Here is a 15730-nt window from a genome sequence, read left to right on the forward strand (position 1 = left end):
TTCAAAAAAATAAACTTCTAAACTTATAAACTCCTTCTGTTCTTACCATCTAATAATAGCACTGCCCCACGTGAACCCACTTCCGAACGCGGCCAGAACCACCAAATCACCATCCTTAACTTTGCCGGTCTCCCAAGCTTCGGTTAGGGCAATGGGAATAGATGCTGCCGTAGTATTTCCGTATTTCATTATATTGTTGAAGACCTGATCATCGCCAAGTTTAAATTTTTTCTGAATGAACTGCGAAATACGGAGATTGGCTTGATGCGGCACCAAAAGATCAATATCGGACGCTTGCAGATCGTTGGATTTCAGTCCTTCTATAATCACCTCACTGAACCGTACGACCGCGTTCTTAAAAACGAACTGTCCGTTCATATACGGGTAGTATGATTCGTCATCGGCATCATTATCGGCAATAATATCGGTGACCCAACGTTTGCCCATTCCCGGTGCAATGAGCGAAAGTTCTTCGGCATGCTGCCCCTCGGAATGCAGATGGGTCGATAAGATTCCTTTAGCATTATCTTCTTCCCTACTTAAAATGGCTGCCCCCGCCCCATCGCCAAAAATAACGGAAACGGACCTGCCCCTAGTACTCATATCCAATCCATGGGAGTGTAGCTCAGATCCTATGACCAATACATTTTTGTACATCCCGCTCTTGATATATTGATCGGCTACGGATAGGGCATAAATAAAACCCGAGCACTGATTTCTGACATCGAGTGCCCCTACGGTCTTGATGCCCAGATCGCGCTGAACGAGCACCCCGGGACCGGGGAAATAATAATCCGGACTCAAAGTCGCAAAAACGATAAAATCAATATCCTCTTTGTCGATTCCCGCGCGTTCAATGGCGATTTTTGCCGCTTTTACGCCCATCGAAGTGGTGGTGTCATCTCCCTTGATGACGTGTCGGCGCTCTTTGATTCCGGTACGTTCCTGAATCCATGCATCGTTGGTATCCATGATTTTAGCCAAATCGTCGTTGGTCACAACGTTTTCGGGCACGTAATACCCTAATCCGGTAATTTTTGAGTTGTACATGATAGTGGTTCTTGAATTAGTATGCTATTCGATTAAAGGGAAGAAACTAAAGTAATCAATTTGATGGACATGAATTACAAAGCAGCTTATTTAAGCTATTTCAGAACGACAGGATGGCAGAAATTGACAGCAACTTTTGGGAAAAGAATCCCTAATCCGAAATAACCATATACTTAAAGGGAAAGATATTTCTTATAATCGTTCACCTCTACCTGTGCTTTCAGGTCGTGCAGTAAATTATAGAGCCCGAAAAAGGTTCGGTTCATATATAAGAAATGTTTGGAACCTCGGTTCCCGTTCATTTTCCGAATCTGGCTGTCTTTAGCGTAACGTTCGCTCAGGTCCGCAATTTTAGTCCAAAAATCATTGGCACCGAAATCGAATTGTGCTTCATTAAACGGCGAAGTAAAAAGGGTTAGCATTTCCTTAAAGAGTGCCTTGAAGAATTGGAGTTCTTCGGGGGAATCAGTTGAGGTCAAGATTTCCAATTCGTACATCTTTTCGGTAAATATAGTATCGTTTTCTATACTCTCCTTTTTTGCCAATTCGAAATAAGGCACGTAAAATTCGTCGGGTACCGCTTTAATACAGCCAAAGTCGATAGCGATCAAGGTCTCCTCTTCACTGACCAAAAAATTACCGGGATGCGGGTCGGCATGTACCTTGCGTAAGCCATGTATTTGGAACATATAGAAATCCCATAGCGTTTGACCTAATTGGTTGCCCAGTTCTTGTGAGAAATCCGTTTTTGCGAATTCGCTGAGGTGTTGCCCGTGCATCCAATCCATCGTAATGATACGCTCACTGGATAACTGTTCATAGTATTTCGGGAAATCCAAATTCGGAATGATACTGCAGCTTTCCGTAATCTCTACACTTTGTTTTAGTTCGAGGATGTAATTGGTCTCCTCGACCAGCTTATTCTCTATTTCCTTAAAATATTTGTCCGAATCTTTTCCCTTTAGGTTAAACATTCTGATGGCGATCGGTTTCACTAAAGCGAGATCGCTACTGATACTTTCAGCCACGCCAGGATATTGTATTTTCACGGCCAATTCCTTCCCGTCTTTTGTCGCTTTGTGCACTTGCCCGATACTTGCAGCGTTTATAGAATCGCTTTCGAACGTATCAAAAAGATCTTCGGGATATTTACCAAGATATTTCTTGAAAGTCTTGCGTACCAAGGGTGCGGAAAGTGGTGGAACGGAAAACTGTGAAAGGGAAAACTTCTCGACATACGCCCGCGGCAAAAGATTTTTCTCCATGCTCAACATCTGGGCCACTTTGAGCGCGCTACCTTTCAGGGTTTTGAGTCCGTCATAAATATCACCGGCATTGTCTTCGTTAAGCTGGTCTTTGTTCAATTCGGGATTGACCAGTCTTTTTCCGTAATATTTCAGATAATTTCCACCGATCTTGGCACCAGTTGTAACCAATTTACTGGCGCGTTCGATTTTTCCGGTAGGTATCTTGTCGAGGGTTTTCATTGAAAGGTGTTCAGGGTTTAAGCAAAGGTCTCTTTATAAAGAAACTTTCCTAGATCGATGATATTCTCCAATGGGGTGTTATCGAAGACGTCAAAAACCGTGTTGATGGATTTCTCGATAACGATGTCCGTCTTTTCAAAAGCAGCGGACGAGTCGTTCATCCAGAATTTAAGCACGAACAGAAACTGCAACCATGCTCCCTCTGAGAAGAGGCTAGGGTTATGTTGGGTAAGCTTTGAATTTTTGTCGGCATTTCCATCGTCGATCAAATCGGTGGCGAAACCTTTGATATGACTTCGTAAACCTTTTAACTGCTTCATGTTCTTCATCATTCCGCCATCTTCCTTTAACGCAAAGAGAACATAACTTCGATTCAAGGTTAACATTTCGAAAAAGGTATAAAAGAAAGTGAGCATCTTATCTTTGTTGGAAAAACCCACATACTCCTTGTTCTTAAGTAGCAAGGCTTCCGTATTCGTATAAAATTTGCTCCAAATCGCTTTTTGAATACCTTCTACCGAACCGAAAAATCCATAGAAATCGGTTTCCTCTATGCCATTCGTCTTGCAAAACTTGTAAATGGACTTAGGAATCGCTTCATGTTCCAAAACATAATTCATATACATACCAATGATGTCGTCTTCGGTAACTTTTTTCGCTTTTACTTTCGTCTTTGTGGCCATATATAAATGCTATAGTTTATCAATTCCTTGGGAATAGGCTTCGAGATAAATTAATGATGAGTAAATTTACAGGTTATCTACGGCAAACTGTGTTAACGGATTACGAAATAACCGTGTTTCAGAATAGGATGCTAATAAAAACGTGCCTCCAAGTGAAGACACGTTTTCAAACAACCTAACCAATAAATAATCAAAACATGATTATGACCTAATCTCTTTCTCATAGCAATTCTTTCATAATCGAGTCAAAGATATATAAATGTTTAATCATTTCAATAATAGTTTAAACAAAAAAATGTTAAACTTTTCTTAGGGTTATTACGAAGGATGCTATTCACCATGAAATAAGTGTCAGTTTGTCACTATAATAGGCTATGGTACTTTTTTTGACCATTCATAAAAAAATATATTTTTATGGCTACAGGTAAAATCAACGTTTCGGTGGAAAATATTTTTCCGCTGATTAAGAAATTTTTATACAGCGATCACGAAATCTTTCTTCGGGAACTAATTTCAAACGGAACGGACGCGACGCTCAAATTGAAACACCTCGCCGCTATCGGTGAGGCGAAAGTGGAGTACGGTCATCCTATTATAGAGGTCAAAGTCGATAAGGAAAATAAAAAAATCCACATCACCGATCAGGGAATAGGGATGACCGAGGAAGAGGTCAAAAAATACATCAATGACATCGCCTTTTCCGGTGCTGAGGAATTTTTGAACAAGTATGAAGATGGTGCCAAGGATTCAGGAATCATCGGACATTTCGGACTCGGGTTCTATTCCGCTTTTATGGTGGCCGAAAAAGTGGAAATCCTCACCAAAAGTTATAAGGAAGATTCCGAAGCAGTGCACTGGAGCTGTGACGGATCGCCCAATTTCACCTTGAAAAAAGGAAAGAAAAAGAATCGCGGTACCGAAATCATTCTCCATATCGCAGAAGATTCTACCGAGTTTTTAGAGGACAATCGAATTACTACCCTTTTGCGGAAGTACAACAAGTTCATGCCGATACCCATCAAGTTCGGCATGAAAACGGAAACCCTTCCAAAGCCCGAAGACGCTAAAAAAGAGGATAAGGCTCCCACCAAGGAAGTCGATAATATCATAAACAATCCCAACCCGGCGTGGACGAAACAGCCCGCCGATCTCGAGGATACCGATTATAAGGAATTCTACCGCGAACTCTATCCCATGCAGTTTGAAGATCCTTTGTTTCACATCCATCTGAATGTAGATTATCCATTTAATTTAACGGGCATTTTATATTTCCCGAAATTGACGAATGATCTCAACATCCAAAAAGATAAGATACAACTCTACCAGAACCAAGTGTTCGTGACGGATAATGTCGAAGGCATCGTGCCTGAATTCCTGACGATGCTACGTGGTGTTATCGATTCACCGGATATTCCATTGAACGTATCGCGTTCTTATCTTCAAGCGGATGGCGCGGTCAAAAAAATAGCCTCGTACATCACTCGCAAAGTGGCCGATAAACTGAATTCCCTCGTCAAAGACAATCGGGAAGATTATGAGAAGAAATGGAACGATATCAAGATCGTGATCGAATATGGAATGCTTTCGGAGGATAAATTCTTTGAGAAATCGGACAAATTCGCATTGTACCCCACGGTAGACGGAAAGTATTTCACCTTTGACGAGCTTAAGGAGAAAATTAAGTCCAATCAAACCGATAAAGACGAAAAACTGGTCATCCTCTATGCTTCGGACAAAGAGGCGCAGCACAGTTATATAGAAGCGGCCAAGGCCAAAGGATATGAAGTTTTATTGTTGGATTCCCCCATCATCGGGCACTTGATACAAAAACTGGAAGGCTCTAAGGAGAAGATTTCCTTCGCCCGTGTCGATGCCGACCCTATCGACATCCTCATTAAAAAAGAGGATACGGCCATCAGTAAACTCTCCGAAGAGGAAAAGGATCGGCTGAAGGCGAATTTAGAGGAAGCCATTGAAAATAAAAGCTACACGGTTCAGCTCGAGGCTATGGACAGTGACGCCTCGCCCTTCATCATCACCGAACCGGAGTTTATGCGCCGCATGAAAGAAATGCAGCGGACCGGTGGCGGCGGTATTATGGGTATGGGCAGTATGCCGGAGATGTACAACCTGGTAGTCAACACCAATCACGAGTTGGTCGGTGAAATCTTAAACACCAAGACCGCCAAAAAGCGGGAGCGTTTAATCAATCAATCCGTTGATTTGGCGCGGCTCTCAAAGGGGCTGTTGAAAGGTAAAGAATTGACCAATTTTATCAAGCGTAGTTACGAAATGGTGAAATAATCAATTTTTGGTCATTCCCGCATTTTATCTACGCTAAGCGTGAACTTTTGTGGGAATTTTATGAACAGCGTTAAAAACCGCCTTTCCTTGAATGAAATTTAGGAAAGGCGGTTTTTCGTACACTTACTGCTAAAAAAAATTACTTATTCCCAAAAGAATTAACACTTTTCATATGTAGAAAATAGAGTAGCACATGGACTTTGTTCAGCTTGTCGTTAAACAGCACATCCTAAAATTTAACACCCTACGAATCAGTGGATAGTATACCTTTGATATTAACGTAAAGCCAAATCTGATTCATGAAACCCAATCTTTTTCTATTGATTTTTTGTTTTATTTTCGCGACCTACTTATCCGCGCAAGATGACCTTCCCATACAAATTGACGATACGCAAATCAAACCCCTGCGGCAATTACTGGATAGTTCGCTTCAGATCCGTTTTGAACAGGAACTGAACAGCCATGCGGATTGGGCCACCCTGATTGCCCAAAAGAAAATGGCAGTGGGCATCGTTGATTTGAGCAATCCCGAAATACCTCGTTTTGCACGAGTGAACGGTAGCTACATGATGTATGCCGCCAGCCTTCCCAAAATCGCCATTCTTTTGGCGGCAACCGATGCCATTGACAAAGGGGAACTCGAAGAAACGCCCGAGGTGAAGAAGGACATGCGCCTTATGATTAGCAAATCGAACAACGAAGCCGCGACGCGTATGATCGACCGCGTGGGCTACGATAAATTGGAGGCCGTTATGACCGACCCCAAATATGATTTCTACGATGAGGAAAAAGGAGGCGGACTTTGGGTCGGCAAACGTTATGGCAGTGGGGGCACTACGAACCGTGAGCCCTTGAAACATTTAAGCCACGCGGCCTCGGTCACCCAAGTGTGCCGATTCTATTATTTGTTGGCCAATGGAAAACTGGTCAACGAAAAGCGTTCGAAAGAAATGTTGGCCGCACTTGAAAATCCAGAATTACACCATAAGTTTGTGAACACGTTAGACCAGATTGCGCCCAAAGCCAGATTATTCCGCAAGTCCGGTTCTTGGCGTACCTATCATTCGGATTCTATTTTGGTGTGGGGCGAAAATCCGGATAGGCGCTATATTATCGTTGCCCTTGTTGATGATGCCAATGGGGAACAGATAATTCGGGATTTGGTACGGCCAATTGAAAGGGTCTTAAAAAAGGATACAACTTTGGCAACAAAATAGGATAGTATGAGTTCTTAGATAGCCAAAGTCAACCTTTAATCAATGCTCCGTAACCTAATTCAAAAAACATTCGATGTCCGTGAAGGGGAATTCCGGATTTCCTTTTACATGCTCTCCTATATATTTTTGGTCATTGCGGTGCTGATGATCATCAAGCCTACGATAAACGCACTTTTTCTATCGGAATTGGGCGTCGAGCAGCTGCCCTTTGCATTTTTGGCGGTCGCAGTAACGGCCATCGGTAGTTCGTTCTTCTATTCCCGAGCGTTGACCCGGTTTCCACTAAACCGAATCATCAAGTTCACTATTTTCGGTTCTACCATCGTCTTGATCAGTTTTGGATTGCTCTTGAAATTTAACTGGGTAGGCGGCTGGTTGCTGTATTTATTCTATGTATGGGTGGCCCTCTATGCGGTTTTGTCCGCCTCGCAATTCTGGGTATTGGCCAATTTGGTCTATACGGTGAGGGAAGCCAAACGACTTTTCGGATTCATCGGATCGGGCGCGATTTTGGGGGGGATTTTCGGGGGATATCTCACCTCCCTCCTTGCCCCTATCATTGGTACCGATAACCTGATTTTTCTCGCGGCAACGCTTCTCTTATGCTGCATCCCGTTGTTGCAAAAAATTTGGAATTCCAGTATTAAAAAACTCGGAAAACAGAAACGCCCCAAACGGATGCCAAATGCTGCTGAAAGACCTTGGCAGTTGATTATAAAATCCAAACACCTGACCTATATCGCGTGCATAGTTACGGTCAGCGTCTTGACCGCCAAATTGGTAGACTATCTCTTTAGCGATTTTGCCTCCGCAGCTATACCTGACCCCGATGAGCTAACCTCCTTTTTCGCCTTTTGGTTCTCGACCTTTAATCTGCTCTCCCTGACCATCCAATTATTTTTCACCCATCGTATCGTTGGCATCTGGGGGGTAGGTTTTTCGCTTCTATTGCTGCCCATCGGTATTTTTGCGGGCAGTATGTTCTTTTTTATCCTTCCCGAACTTTCCGCCGTAATCGTCATCAAGGCTATGGACGGTGTGCTCAAACAGTCCGTGCATAAAAGTGCATCGGAACTTTTATCGTTACCGCTTCCCTTTGATTTAAAGAACAGGACCAAGTCATTTATCGATGTGGTAGTGGATAGTGTAGCCACGGGACTTGCCGGTTTCCTATTGATTTTCGTGGTGAAGGGCCTTGATTTGCCTTCCTATTATATTGCGGCCATCATTATAGGATTGGTCGGGGTTTGGGTATTTTTCATCCTTAAGGTGCGCCAGGAGTATTATAAGACTTTTCGGAGTAATTTGGAAGAGCTGACCGAACGCAATGAACGAGCTGCAAAACCGATGGCAAAAAAAGTATCGGTGGTAAAAGGCATGCGAAATGTATTCCGGACAGGTTCTGAGGAACAGATTCTTTTTATGCTGGGTAAATTAATGGAAATTAACGATAAGCGGTTTCAAGAGGATGTGCAGCTCCTATTGGACCATCCTTCGACAAAAGTTAGAACGGCGGCTATCCAAAATCTTTATTTTCTGAATACGTCGACCATGGTATCCAATGTCAACCCGCTTTTAAAATCCGAGGATGAAGGCCTGACCCTTGCCACTTTGGAATATCTGTTGCTGCATGCCGAGAAGGACAGTTCGCTGGTATTTGACCGATATTTGGATAACGAAAATAACCATATTTCCAACGCCGCCCTGTACTGTTTGGCCAAGGAATCGAGAAACGATGAGGTCTTAAAAAGTACATACAATCTTCATTACCGCATCCAATACCAAATCACTAAAGTTACAGACGGAAAAGAGGAAATAGCTACTTTAAAGTCCCTTTTAAAAACTATCGGGGCGGCCAATATCCCTGGTTACTTTTCTTTTGTGAACCCATATTTTGAGGATGAAAATCCAGAAATCGTAGCATCGGCCATTTTCGCAGCGGGCCTTGCCAAAGATGATTGCTTTATTCCGGATTTGATTTCATTATTGCCGCAGAAAAAATTCCGGAAACAGGTCATCGAAGCCCTGTTAGGTTACGGGAGGACGATGGTTCCCTTACTTACCAAAATTGCGCTAGAACGGCTAGCGCCCCTTGAAACTTGTCGCTTTATTCCCGCTACGCTACAAAACTTTCCCTCTCAGGAAACGGTACGCTGCCTGTTCCAATTGATAGAAGATAGCGATTTGTCCATGCGATTGGAAAGTATAAGGGCCTTAAGTGAAATCCGAAAAAACCATTCGGGACTCAAATTCGACAAGTACAGGATTGTCGCCTTGATCTATGAGGAATGCAAACTGCACCATCGTACCCTTTCTGCCATGCATACCCAAATTATTATATCCTATAGAAATCGGACAAAATCCAAAAAAGAAATCAGCGAGGAGGAGCTGGACGCCCGCACCAGTCTGTTGGAATTACTAGAACGCCGACTGGATGCCGGGCTGGAGCGCATTTTTAAATTATTGGGACTCCGTTATGCCCAAAATGACATCGAAATCGCCTATGAAGGCCTGTTGAGCGACAAACAGGAAGCTCGAACCAACGCCATAGAATTTTTGGACAATCTGCTTACGGGGGACCTGAAAAGCACCCTTTTACCCATCATCGAAGAATCTGCATTAGATACCTCATCGGATGAAGTTTTGCAAAAAATCAAACACAAAGTACCTACGGAAATGGAGTGTTTCGAGCTACTACTGAATGGCAACGACCTAAAGCTAAAACTCGCCGTGCTGTATCTGATAAAGCATCAAAAGGATGAGAAATATGTACCGCTTGTCATGAAATTTATTAAAAACGATGATCTTAAACTGCGAACGTTTGCCCAAGAGGCTTGGGAGGGCATTCTTAATTCCGGATAATCTTATCGATACTCCCCGCCAGATACATATGATCACTGGCGGAGTTTTTACGGAGTACGTTGGTCATTAGCACAACCATATAGGTGCAATTGTTCGGGTGCTCTACAATGGCAACGGAGTTCATGAAATTGGTGACATTACCCATATATTTTTCGCAGGCCTCGCCTTTGCTACGGTCGCATTTGTAGAGACTGCCGGATTTGAAGTACACGGCGGCTTCTTTCAAGGCGGGTGATTGCGCATAACGGATACGGCGGTCGGTCATGTACATTAGGCGCTTCATTTCTAAGCTGCTCTGTTCGTCGACTACTTTTCCCTGTTCCAATTGCACCAAGAATTTCATCAGGCCCAATGGAGACCCGATACTACCACCTTTGTCGCCTACAAAGGTGTTGGCGCCTCTGGTAAAGAAGCTGCCCAGTCGCCATTCGTCGGCGGTTATTCCTAAATCGCGTAAGGGGAGGTTAACGACGTCGTTGCCGAGATCGGTCAGCTCTTTTTTGGGGGTTTCCTTGAAATAGGCATCTGCTTCTTCTTGGGTCAGATTGGGATATTTTTCTTTAAAAGCAGCCATCAGCAAGACTTCGCGCCATACAATACTTGCCGCTCCGTTGTTGCTGACCGATAGCATATGATCTGCCCATTCGTAGAGCGAAAAAACGTCGCTGGCAATGACCTGCCGTTTGACCAATGTGTTTTTTTCAATGTTGTAAATGGGAATGGTATGTTCATCGGTCAGGCCCCATACACCCGCTTTGACGGATTTGTTCTTTAATAGTTCCGTACGTTTTTCGAAGGAATCGGGATAGATTCTGGCTAGTTGCGTAAAAAGTCCGTTAAGTACGGCCAGTTTGCCGACGCTGCCTGGCTGGTAGCCCGCCTTCTCGTTTCGCTCGGCATATCGGATATTATTGACATCGGAAATATCGAGTACGGTCAGGGAATAGCTTTTGTCCAAGCCCCTGAAAAGGCTATTGATTTCTTTTTGGAAGTCTTCGTCGATGGTCATCAAGGCGGCTGCGCTGTCTGCTGCCCTTGGGAGCAGGTTGAGCTTGATTTCATAGTAGGACTTCATGGCGCCCGCCGGCAAAGCGGTTTTTTCCACGATTTCGCCAGTTTTAATTAATTCTAGGCGTTTTAGGCGTTTGATGCCGGTTTTTTCGTAGCCGTCTATGGGATAATAATTCACTACGGAGAATGCAGAGCAGAAAGCAACCAAAAACAAGAAGGCGAGTGTTTTTTTCATTACAGTTCTTTTAAAAGTGAAATTTCCTTTTTGGTATCGATTTTCGGCGTAATCGACTCCAAATACGCGGAACTTAGGGCCTTTTTGTTTTCTACGAACGGCCGAATTTGAAACAGCCACAGTTTGTTGTTTTGAAATCCAAGCTCTACATCATAGGCACCCTTATAATCGGATTTTGTCTCTTTGGGAAGCGTCTTGCGGATGGTGTTGGCAAAATCGCGAATCTCGTCGATGTTCTTTTCGTTTAGCACGGGTTTTTCAAAGGTTGCTATTTTTTTTCCGGTGCCGCCAGTAGCAGGTAAATTGTTATAGAAGGTTTCACGAGCGGGGGCCAACAATCGATAGCCGCCATCGTCATATATAGTGTAGGTTTCGGCGGATTGCCCGTCTACGGCACCGCCGGCACCTCGGCTAAAGGCGATAGTGAGGTCTTTTTCATTGCCGCTGTTAATACCTTTGGTAATTAAGACCCCCGAATAATCGACATCGACGCTGGGAATCACCAAAATGGATGGGAAAACGTTTTCGGGGTTCAACAGATATTTCTGACGCCATTTAAAGCTGCGTTCGGTGTAGGGCGAGGCCCAAACTTCCTTAATTCCGGTGATGATGGCTTCTTTATCGACTACGTTGAATTTGGTGAGGTTGAGTCCGGCACCGGTGAAATCTTTTAGATCTTCCATGTTGGTGTCGCTGCGCAGGAAAACGGGGACTTCACCTAAGCTTTTTCCTAAAATGGAGTTAAAATCCTTTTCAAGTTCGGCTATGAAATCCGCTTTTAGGGGCATTTTTGCGATGGCCGCGCGAAGGGTTTCCAACTGCCTCAGCTGGAAGTTTTCTACTTCGGGTTCGGGTATGTTCTGGGTGCGCATTTTTTCGGCTTCGGCGAACATAGTATTTAGAAATTTCCAATAGGAAACAGATTGCCCGGGCATTGACTGATCCATGTGCTGCCGAAAAATACCGAAGGGGATGACCAAGCCTTCGACTACCTTGTCGGGGAACATCTTTTTCAGCTGCCCCAAATTCGCGGCTTTCGGGCCACATAGTTGACCGGAATCGCTAGCGTCGACGCTGCGGAGGTTTAGGACATCGGTATTGTCCAGCCGGATTTTGGCGATGGGGACTTCTATTTTTTCGGTGTTCCGTTCTTTTTTTGCGAATAGGTCCCGCTCTTGGGCGGTCATTTGGGCTTCCGGTTTTAGGATGACGTTTCCTTTGTTCGAAACGGCGTAGAACACGCGTTGGCCATCGTACTTTTTAAGGCTTTGTAGGTTTTCATCGGATAAGGCGGCGTTAGGGATTCCCAGATTTCGCGCCAACAATTGTACGTGCGAGACCATGTTGCCTTCGGCCACGGTGGCGATGCCGGCAATGGGCTTTAAATCAGCGGGCGAACGCATGAAAATATATATTTTGTCGGAGGACACCTCAATATCATCGGGCGAACTGGCGACCACGACCAGTTCCCCAAAGGCATAGCCGGGGTTTAGTCCGCGTATGTTACTTTGGTTGGAGATGTCCATGACCTTGTTGGTGAGGTCAGATTCTTTGGCGATAAAATCTCCGAGTTCGCCAACGCTTTTTCCAAGATGTAAGGCTATCGAACCTCGGATACGGTCGTCAATAAAACCGTAGGCTTTGGGTTCAAAACCGGTGTAAACATCTACGATATCCTGATAATTGGCTTTGACCATGGCGGCGCTCCACTCTACTGCTCCGCGGGCGGTTTCGAGAATGCGGTTCAATTCGGCCAAGGTCATTTTCTCGGTATCCGAAGTGTTCAAAGTGTTCTGAATCTGTTCGTATTCCCACAGCTCCAGATAACCTGCTCCGGCCGCAGCGGTAGTTAGAGCCTGAATTTTTTGCAACTGCTCCTTAAGCGTTTCCGGTTGCCATTTTGAAGCATTTTTGAAAAGGATTTCCTCCAGTTTCAGCGAGATGTCCAGCAATTGCAATCGGGCCATGGGGCGTTTCTCTTCCCCAATCCCTTTTCGGATGTCCAGCAATACCTGCGCTGTTGCGGTAATCAATTCAGAAGATTTTGTTGCGACGGAATGTTTGCCGATAAAATCATCCAAAGTCTTTCCTAAGGGAGTTCCTCTTAGCAAATCCGCTTTTTGGCCCAACTTTTTGATGTCTATTGGGCTGAAAAAATCTGTCATTGTAGCTATAAGTCCTTCGAATTGTTTATTCTGGGCAGCCATCAATTTGGCGCTGTTCTTTTTTTGGAACGCCTTTACTTTTTCGATATCCGCGGCTTCCGGTTGGCCGTGGATTTTTACACGTAAATCCATAAAGGGCAAGTAGGCATCTGAAATGACCTTTGATTCGCTCCGCATCCGCTGTGCGAGATTGTCGTCACCGCTGTGGGGTACATCCTTTAAAGACTGGCGAACTAAAAAATAGCGCTCCGCTAGGACTTCGTCCTGAGGTAGCATCCATTTATAAAAAGCGATTCCCCATGCCTCTTCATCTTCGGACTGTACGGCACCACGGTAAAATTGACTCTTTTGATTGATCCAGCCGCTGTCGACCAAACGCAGGTATTTATCCAATTGATATTGTTTTAAACGGGAATGGTCATTTTTTGCATCCCAGAAATCGGGTGCATCCGTGTAGGCCAAAAGTTGCCCCAAATAAATATGGTAGTCCTTTGCGATTGCTTCCACATCGTCTTTATAGCGGGCATGTTGTACACCCGGTCCGATTTCAGACGGACAGGGATCTTTAGGAGCGCGAACGCTTCCATCGGTACAAAACCAGCGGATATCTTTATAAGGACCCCGAATGTCATTTTTATAGAAAGCAATCCGGGCTATCAATTGAGCGTTGTCGATTTTGTTTTGGCCCATCGCGGCAGTAGAAAAAAACAATACGGTAAGCACTAGTAGGATAAATTTGGTCATTTTAGATTTTATAGGATGATTTTGGTTGCAGTTATCAAAAGTACTGCCAAATTATATAGGAAATTAAATAATCGAATGAGACAGCTTTCATAAATCCTTTTAGCTATATTCCTATCTATCAATAAATCCTTTAAAGAAAATCCTATCAAAATATGAAACTACAGTATACTATAGAACCGATAAAATTCCAAACCATTGAAGAACTTCCCCACGCATGGAACGACGAGGATTATAAAAAATTGTTGGATACCGCGGAATACGGAGATACTTCGGATCTTTCTTCACAGGAATTAAAGGAGATGTGCCTGCTTTCCATTTCCGACAACGAACCTGATGAAGCGGCGAAGCTAGTTTTGGCATACGTTTTCGGCGAACGTCTCAACCAGGGCCAAATCGATAATCTATCCCATGAAATGGAAACTGAAAAAGTGTGGGAAGAGTACGCCGAACTTTCCATGCACGAGGAATTTTTTAATGCGACACAGCTTTTATACAAGGCGTACAACGGTAAATTTCCCCATCCGGAAGCGGTGCGGTTTAAAATGAAGGTGACATCCAAAGAAAAAACGGGCATGGAAATATTTGAAAAGGATACCGAAACCGGCCTTATTCGACTTTTAGTACAGGGAATGCCCAAAAACACGTTGATCAACCGACTTTTTGATGAAGAATTAAAAGGTGGTGATTTTAAGGATGCTAAAGATATTATCTGGCAGTATACCAAAGAATCCCCTACGGATAACCACCAAGTTTTCGAAATCATTTCGTCAACCTACTGGTTCAACGATCTTAAATTTGCGGAATCTTTTGATGCTACCCTTGAAACAGAGGAAGATTAATATTCTACAAAGGGTGGTTCAGGTAATCGTAAAGTATACAAAAGTCACATATACTGCGACCAGTAGCAGCCCATCACGCCAATTGAGCCGGAGACCTTTTGGGATGAACACTAACGGAAGAATCATGAACGAGATACCGAGCATCCAAAAAATATCGCTGCTTAATAATCCTTGGTCCATTACACGGATGGGGGTTATGATGGAAGCAATACCGAGAACGGCCAAAAGGTTAAAAATATTCGATCCGATCAGGTTGCCTAAAGAAATGGCTTTTTCCTTTTTGATGAGCGCTATGACCGAGGCCGCCAATTCGGGTATACTGGTGCCTACTGATACTACCGTCACGCCAATAACCCGTTCGCTGACGCCGTAAACCGTAGCCAGACCTACGGCACCGTCAATCAGAAGTTCTGATCCGCCCCAGAGCGCAACGCCCCCAATACCCAAAAATAGCATCGTCTTCCATAGCGGCAGTGGTACATCGTCTTCAGGCATTTCATCGACGACCGCCTGTTTTTGGAATCGCAGCAGATAGACCAAAAATAAAAATAGGGCGCCCACCATGATGATACCCTCGTATTGCACCAATTCCCCATCAAAATAGATAAATCCGAAAAACAGGAGAGATGCCAGCATCATTACAGGCCAATCCGTCGTGTAAAAACTACGCTGGACTTCGATGCTTCCCAATAGGGTCGTAATTCCCAAAACGAGTCCTAAATTGGCGATGTTGGAGCCTACCACGTTGCCCAAGGCCAAATCGGGAAAACCATCTAAAGCGGATTTTATGCTTACAATAAGCTCCGGTGCCGATGTGGCAAAGGAAACCACCGTCATACCGATGACAATCTTGGGGATGTTCAAGCGCAGCGAAAGTGCCACGGCGGATTTTAAAAGCCAGTTGCCGCCTGCTATCAAAAGAACAAGACCGAGAACTATAAAAAGAAGATTTTGCATGGAATGGTATGTGGGAACTTGCACAAATATATGTGAAGATTTTAAATTTATGGGATTCTTTTAGAGAAGCTCGATTTTGCCTTTTCACAAATGGGGGAAGCCATCCCAAAATGATGGAAATACCAAAAAACCGCACTTTTCTTCTAAAAACCCCCCTAGACAATTTAAAAAACCTT

Annotated in this window: 10 protein-coding genes; 4 read left to right on the top strand and 6 right to left on the bottom strand. The window is 44.0% G+C overall.

The window, feature by feature from the left end:
- Positions 1–42: 42 nt before the first annotated feature.
- The 3 genes from BLT07_RS11505 to BLT07_RS11515 form a co-directional block, all read right to left on the bottom strand.
- Entirely contained in the window at positions 43–1050 is a 1008-nt protein-coding gene (locus BLT07_RS11505) for a 3-oxoacyl-ACP synthase III family protein (protein ID WP_091868794.1), read from the bottom strand.
- A gap of 173 nt (positions 1051–1223) precedes the next feature.
- The gene (locus BLT07_RS11510) at positions 1224–2537 is read right to left on the bottom strand and encodes an ABC1 kinase family protein (RefSeq protein WP_091868796.1); all 1314 of its coding nucleotides are present in this window, start codon (positions 2535–2537) and stop codon (positions 1224–1226) included.
- 17 nt (positions 2538–2554) lie between these two features.
- A complete protein-coding gene (locus BLT07_RS11515) occupies positions 2555–3220 on the bottom strand; it encodes a TetR family transcriptional regulator C-terminal domain-containing protein (protein WP_091868798.1) in 666 nt (221 codons plus the stop codon).
- Between the two features lie 414 nt (positions 3221–3634).
- Between BLT07_RS11515 and htpG the strand changes: the two genes are divergently transcribed.
- From htpG to BLT07_RS11530, 3 genes are all read left to right on the top strand, one after another.
- On the top strand, positions 3635–5524 hold the full coding sequence (gene htpG, locus BLT07_RS11520) for a molecular chaperone HtpG (protein WP_091868800.1): 1890 nt from the start codon (positions 3635–3637) through the stop codon (positions 5522–5524).
- Between the two features lie 299 nt (positions 5525–5823).
- A complete protein-coding gene (locus tag BLT07_RS11525) occupies positions 5824–6741 on the top strand; it encodes a serine hydrolase (protein ID WP_091868801.1) in 918 nt (305 codons plus the stop codon).
- A gap of 42 nt (positions 6742–6783) precedes the next feature.
- The gene (locus BLT07_RS11530; RefSeq protein WP_091868803.1) at positions 6784–9603 is read left to right on the top strand and encodes an Npt1/Npt2 family nucleotide transporter; all 2820 of its coding nucleotides are present in this window, start codon (positions 6784–6786) and stop codon (positions 9601–9603) included.
- On the opposite strand, the gene BLT07_RS11535 is transcribed toward BLT07_RS11530, so the two are convergent.
- Both BLT07_RS11535 and BLT07_RS11540 read right to left on the bottom strand, forming a co-directional pair.
- Positions 9590–10849 carry a serine hydrolase gene (locus BLT07_RS11535; RefSeq protein ID WP_091868805.1) on the bottom strand — a complete coding sequence of 420 codons (1260 nt, stop codon included), beginning with the start codon at positions 10847–10849 and terminating at the stop codon, positions 9590–9592. The genes BLT07_RS11530 and BLT07_RS11535 overlap by 14 nt on opposite strands.
- Positions 10849–13758: a PEP/pyruvate-binding domain-containing protein gene (locus BLT07_RS11540; protein WP_091868807.1), complete on the bottom strand. Its 2910-nt coding sequence runs from the start codon at positions 13756–13758 to the stop codon at positions 10849–10851. The genes BLT07_RS11535 and BLT07_RS11540 overlap by 1 nt, the downstream gene beginning before the upstream one ends.
- A 152-nt stretch (positions 13759–13910) precedes the next feature.
- Here BLT07_RS11540 and BLT07_RS11545 point away from each other — a divergent pair, with 152 nt between their 5' ends.
- Positions 13911–14597: a hypothetical protein gene (locus BLT07_RS11545; protein ID WP_091868809.1), complete on the top strand. Its 687-nt coding sequence runs from the start codon at positions 13911–13913 to the stop codon at positions 14595–14597.
- Positions 14598–14615: 18 nt separating this feature from the next.
- On the opposite strand, the gene BLT07_RS11550 is transcribed toward BLT07_RS11545, so the two are convergent.
- Complete coding sequence (locus BLT07_RS11550) at positions 14616–15554, bottom strand: calcium/sodium antiporter (protein ID WP_091869017.1); 939 nt, start codon at positions 15552–15554, stop codon at positions 14616–14618.
- Between the last annotated feature and the right edge of the window lie 176 nt (positions 15555–15730).

The organism is Pricia antarctica (genome assembly GCF_900101815.1).
Classification (GTDB): Bacteria; Bacteroidota; Bacteroidia; order Flavobacteriales; family Flavobacteriaceae; genus Pricia; species Pricia antarctica.

Excerpts from the sequence above, each read along its gene's own strand:
- BLT07_RS11515 (WP_091868798.1), bottom strand. The coding sequence starts at position 3,220 with ATGGCCACAAAGACGAAAGTAAAAGCGAAAAAAGTTACCGAAGACGAC.
- BLT07_RS11540 (WP_091868807.1), bottom strand. The coding sequence starts at position 13,758 with ATGACCAAATTTATCCTACTAGTGCTTACCGTATTGTTTTTTTCTACT.
- BLT07_RS11525 (WP_091868801.1), top strand. The coding sequence starts at position 5,824 with ATGAAACCCAATCTTTTTCTATTGATTTTTTGTTTTATTTTCGCGACC.
- BLT07_RS11545 (WP_091868809.1), top strand. The coding sequence starts at position 13,911 with ATGAAACTACAGTATACTATAGAACCGATAAAATTCCAAACCATTGAA.
- BLT07_RS11510 (WP_091868796.1), bottom strand. The coding sequence starts at position 2,537 with ATGAAAACCCTCGACAAGATACCTACCGGAAAAATCGAACGCGCCAGT.
- htpG (WP_091868800.1), top strand. The coding sequence starts at position 3,635 with ATGGCTACAGGTAAAATCAACGTTTCGGTGGAAAATATTTTTCCGCTG.
- BLT07_RS11530 (WP_091868803.1), top strand. The coding sequence starts at position 6,784 with ATGCTCCGTAACCTAATTCAAAAAACATTCGATGTCCGTGAAGGGGAA.
- BLT07_RS11535 (WP_091868805.1), bottom strand. The coding sequence starts at position 10,849 with ATGAAAAAAACACTCGCCTTCTTGTTTTTGGTTGCTTTCTGCTCTGCA.
- BLT07_RS11550 (WP_091869017.1), bottom strand. The coding sequence starts at position 15,554 with ATGCAAAATCTTCTTTTTATAGTTCTCGGTCTTGTTCTTTTGATAGCA.
- BLT07_RS11505 (WP_091868794.1), bottom strand. The coding sequence starts at position 1,050 with ATGTACAACTCAAAAATTACCGGATTAGGGTATTACGTGCCCGAAAAC.